The sequence below is a fragment of the Streptococcus alactolyticus genome, from assembly GCF_042649785.1.
Lineage (GTDB): Bacteria > Bacillota > Bacilli > Lactobacillales > Streptococcaceae > Streptococcus > Streptococcus alactolyticus.
Genome location: NZ_JBHRZX010000020.1, coordinates 1 through 4,554 on the forward strand (window position 1 = coordinate 1; position 4,554 = coordinate 4,554).

The 4,554-nt window shown below is 38.6% G+C and carries 2 protein-coding genes and 1 pseudogene; all 3 read right to left on the minus strand.

Annotated elements, in window-relative coordinates:
• Positions 1–179 precede the first annotated feature (179 nt).
• Positions 180–668 (minus strand): LPXTG cell wall anchor domain-containing protein, encoded by a 489-nt coding sequence (locus ACFORE_RS05125; protein ID WP_380435030.1) that lies wholly within the window; start codon positions 666–668, stop codon positions 180–182.
• Complete coding sequence (locus tag ACFORE_RS05130) at positions 622–3,279, minus strand: DUF1542 domain-containing protein (protein ID WP_380435036.1); 2,658 nt, start codon at positions 3,277–3,279, stop codon at positions 622–624. The genes ACFORE_RS05125 and ACFORE_RS05130 overlap by 47 nt, the downstream gene beginning before the upstream one ends.
• 444 nt (positions 3,280–3,723) lie before the next feature.
• Positions 3,724–3,801 (minus strand): annotated as a pseudogene (locus ACFORE_RS05135) (YSIRK-type signal peptide-containing protein); the annotation flags it as partial.
• Positions 3,802–4,554 lie beyond the last annotated feature (753 nt).

Below are 4,554 nucleotides of genomic sequence, written 5' to 3' on the forward strand. Positions count from 1 at the left end.
AAAGAGAAAACCAATTTGGTTCTCTCTAGATGTTAGCTGGCATCAACCCACTACAGTTGACAATGAGCCGATTTTTTTACTTAAAAAAGAGAAGGTCAAAACTGACCTCCTCTAAAAAATCTAGTGTTGTGAAAGATATGATTAAGAGTTGTTTGCCAAAGTGAGTGTACTAGATTTTTTTATTCTTCATCTTCTCTTTTTCTTCTGCCAGCTAGTAGTCCGAATGCACCTAGGATCATGCTTGCACCAAGGGCAAGGAGATTTCTATCTTCGGCTTGACCAGTCTTAGGAAGAGTTGCTTGGCTTGAACCAACACCGTTACCTACGACAAGAGCGTTAGCTGTAGAAGGAGCTTGTGAAGATTGAGTACCTTTAGCATCAGCAGAGCTTGATGATGTTGCAGGAGCTTTTGGAGCTTCCATACCAGCATTATCTGAGTGATCTGCGTCTGAATCTGAAGGTGCCTCAGGAGTCACCATACCACCGTCACCAGAGTTATCTGAATCTGATGGTACTTCTGGTACCTCAGGAGCTACTGGTTCGTCTGATGGTGCTTGTTTTTGAGGGATAAGATCTTTAATCGCTTGTTTACCTGCTTCAGTGACAGCATCTACTTGAGCATTAGTAGTTGAAGCATCGATTGGCTTTTTCTTCGTCCAATTTAGCAAGTGCAGCCTCGATTTCTTCTTGCGTTGCGTTTGGTGTGTTTTGAAGTTCTTTTTGTTTACTTGCGTAAACTTCTTCAATGACTTGTTTAGCAGCTGCTTTACGTTCAGGTGTTAAGTAGTCATCGTTAAGTGAAGTATCAACAATTTTCTTCAAATCAGCATTTTCAGAGCTTGTTTCAGGTACTGATGATGGTGCAGCATTGATAAGTTTTTCAGCAGCTTCGTTGTACTCAGCGTCCAATAATTTCAATGCAGCCGCTTTTTCTTCATCAGTTGCTTCAGTGTTAGCGTTTATTTTATCAGCAATGTCTTGTTTCTTCGCTTCAAGTTGTGCTTGATAGTTGATCAATTGGATCTTAGCATTAGCTTCTGCTTTAAGTTCTTCAACTTTTGCGATGGTTTGTGCACCACCAGTTTCGACACTTAAATCATCACCTTCAGCAGCTTCGATGTCTTTAGCCAATTGGTCAACGACAGCTTGGATAGCGTCTTTGTATTTGGTTTGACTTGCTTCAGGTAATTTCTCACCTAGGTAACCACTGCCTATGTTATTTTGCAAGAGTTCCACATCAGCTTTGACTTCATCAAGAGCATCTTTCTTCGCTTGGTTAAGGTTTGTCCAACCGTTCAATTGGTCGTAAGAACCTGTCTTAGCGTCATTAGTGATGTTGGTTACACCTGTATCAACAGCTGTTTGACGAGAAGTTTTATCGTTGAGGATTGTTTGTGCTTCTTCGATAGATTTGTCATAAGCAGCTTTCTCCGCATCATCAGCTTCTGTATAAAGTGGTGATTGGCGAACTGTTTCAGCGTTATCAACAAGTTCTTGCAATTTACTTACGTCAACAACTTCAGCTTCTACTGAAACATCAACTGTTCTTGTTGTTCCGTCTGGGAAAGTGTAAGTCGCAGTGATGACACCAGTTGCGTATGTGTTGGCTGCATCTGTGCTTAGAGCTGTTTTCCAAGCATAAGTCACTGTTGCTGAACTGTCTTCAAGAGCAGCTTTGATTTTATCGTTAATCATGTCTGCTGCCTCTGGAACAGTACCACCCACACGGAAGACGTTGTCTGTCTTAGCGGTTGCTTTTGGATAAACAGTCAAAGTACCCGGGTCAAGTTTAGCCGTGACAGTTTCTCTATCCTTAGTCTTATCAGCAACTGTAGCTACTTTTTCAGTATAAATCGAATAAATATCGATAAATTGTGACACGTGGTTTGTATAGTAACTCAATTGCCCTTTAAGGTAGTAGATGTTTTCCTTATCGATTGTATCTGAAGTTTCCACTTCAAACTTGTAGTCTTTTTCATAAGCGTAATCAGTATCAGGGGTATAACCAGAGATAGCATACCAACCGTTATAATTTGTTTGGGTTGCAGCTCCAACCTCTTCAACTCGGCTTGGGTTAACCCCTACGGTTTCTGTAATCGAAACTGATGTATTATTTTTGCTGGCTAATGACGTTGAACTAGAGCTGCCATCTGTTGTTGGTTTTAAGGTGATTCCTGTCATACCTTCGCTATTAACCGTATAGGTTACATTAGCTTTCAACTGTCCATCATTTTCGATACCGATGTTATCAAAGACTACCGTATCACCAGCGATAGCATACTTGTTTGTCTCAGCACTGTTATAATCAGAAGTAATAGCTGAACCAACCCAATCTTTGGCACTGACAAGAGCTAGACCATAGGTATCGACACTATTATAAGACGTGTTAAATGCACTACTTTTACCTGGGGTAATCTTAACACGGATCTTATTAACAGTCGTTGGGACGTTCACCATTACACTATACTTACCGTCTAGGAAATCAAATTTATACCCATCTGTTTTGGTGAAGAGAACTGTCTCTGTTTCTTTACCATCTTTATCAAGAGCAACAATAGTCACCCCAAATTGTGATGTTTCTGAAGTTTGATAAGTAGTTCCACTGCCAGCTAAAGTAGCAATTGTTTTAAAGACAAATTCACCACCAGGAGCGACTGTGATATCTTGGTAACCCCCTTCATAACCATCAACCAGCTGATTATTTTTGCCTGATTGGTATTTACCAAGGATGATGTAATTTTGATCTTTCTCAGGACGTACAATACTGTTGTCTTTATCTCCCCAGAAGTTCGTTCCGACTTGAACATAGTTGCCGATTGGTTTCCAACCAAAGTTTTGATCTGATTCGGCAGCTGCTTTATCATAAGTATTGATAACCCCTCCATCATGCCATAGAGAGCCACTTATTGTTTGAGAACTGTGTTCACCAGTTGTTGGAGTAGCAAGCTGGATGTCTGTACCATTGACAAAGTCAGAGACCGCTTGGTTAGATTCGTAGGTCACGCTTGGACGGAAGGTGTTGACGTTGTTGACTGGTGTACCACCTTGGACATTAGCAAAGAAGCGGTCGCCTGATTCGCTAACGCTTCCGCCTGAGCCTAAGCGTTGATAGTCTTTGTTAAGGGTAAGTGCCTTGCTTTGTTCAAAAGTCAATGATGCCAAAATGGTGTTTGAAAGGTCCATTTTAGCTAATTGTGACGTTGTCAACACTTTGATTTCATCAGGTGTTAGGTCTGTGATTTTTGGTGTTGTTTCTTGACTTGTTTCACTAGCAGGCATTGCGACTGTAGTTGTCAGCTCTGGAGTTGTCTCAATAGTTGGTGTCACTTCTTTTTCAGTTGTTTCTGTTGCAGAAGTTGTTGTGGCTGTTGTTGGAGCTACTTCTTCTGCTTTGTCTTCTGAAGTTTCTGTTTTGCTTTCAGCTGTGCTTTCTTCTGTTACATCGCTAGAAGCTTCGGTTTTGCTTTCTTCAACAGATGGTGTTGTTTCTTCTGTTGTGTCAGCAGATGCGACAACTGAGCTATCCGTTGTTTCTGTTGCAGTAGAGCTGCTTGTGCCTTCTGGAGTAACTTCTTCTGTTTTGCTTTCCGTTGCACTTACTTCAGTAGCTGGTGTTGTGATTGACTCTTTTGTCCCTTCTTGCGCTTTTGTAGGAGCATCCTCGTCAGCTGTCTGAGTAACAACTACTTTGATGTCGTTAGAAGCACTAGGTTCGTCGGCTGCTACTTGCCCACCACCTAATACAAGTGCTGCACCTAGCAAGACGCTAGCAGCACCAAAATGGTACTTTCTAATTGAAAAACGTTGACGTGATTTGTATCAATTAAAACTTGATTTGGATTGCTTAGGTTTATTCATTGTAACCTCCATAATATTAAAACTGTTTCTTTTCTTTTTCTTGATACAAAGAAATCGTTGTATCATTTTTATACAATTCAACATAAATAATTATACATTTTGCTCCTATGCAACACATCTCTACAAGGTAGCACCTCCTTTAAATATTACAAAAGCAATGTTTTTGCAAATTCATATTTTTAAAATTATCAGAATTTTTTATAAACAAAAATAAGTTAATTATAATTAAAATTGATGTTTAATTCTCATTTTATATCTTTTACTTTACTTAAAACGTAAAAAAATCAACTTTTTTCTTAACCCATGCAGTGTTTTTCTTATAGTTTTCAGAATTTTTTATTTATTTTAATACAAAGAGACAAAAACAAGAACTAAAAAACAACCAAAAATATCTTCTAACTTATTCTAAAATACATTATAAATCTTAAACATTAGATTTATCAAACAAAAGAACTCAGAGTTTTTTGCAGTAACTTTACAAGAATTTTACAAATAGTTTATGTGAAACTTTCTGAAAAATATTCACTAACATCTATCTTTTTCTGCTATTTTTTACGGCTCTATAATTTCTGTAGTGGGTAAATCCACCATGGAAATTATGGAGCCTTTTTGAGTATATACAAAAAGTCCCATATGACCTATAATGAAAAGCGTTCAAACTATCATTCTAGAAAGGTTCATATGGAACAACTAAAT

Excerpts from the sequence above, each read along its gene's own strand:
- ACFORE_RS05130 (WP_380435036.1), bottom strand. The coding sequence starts at position 3,279 with ATGCCTGCTAGTGAAACAAGTCAAGAAACAACACCAAAAATCACAGAC.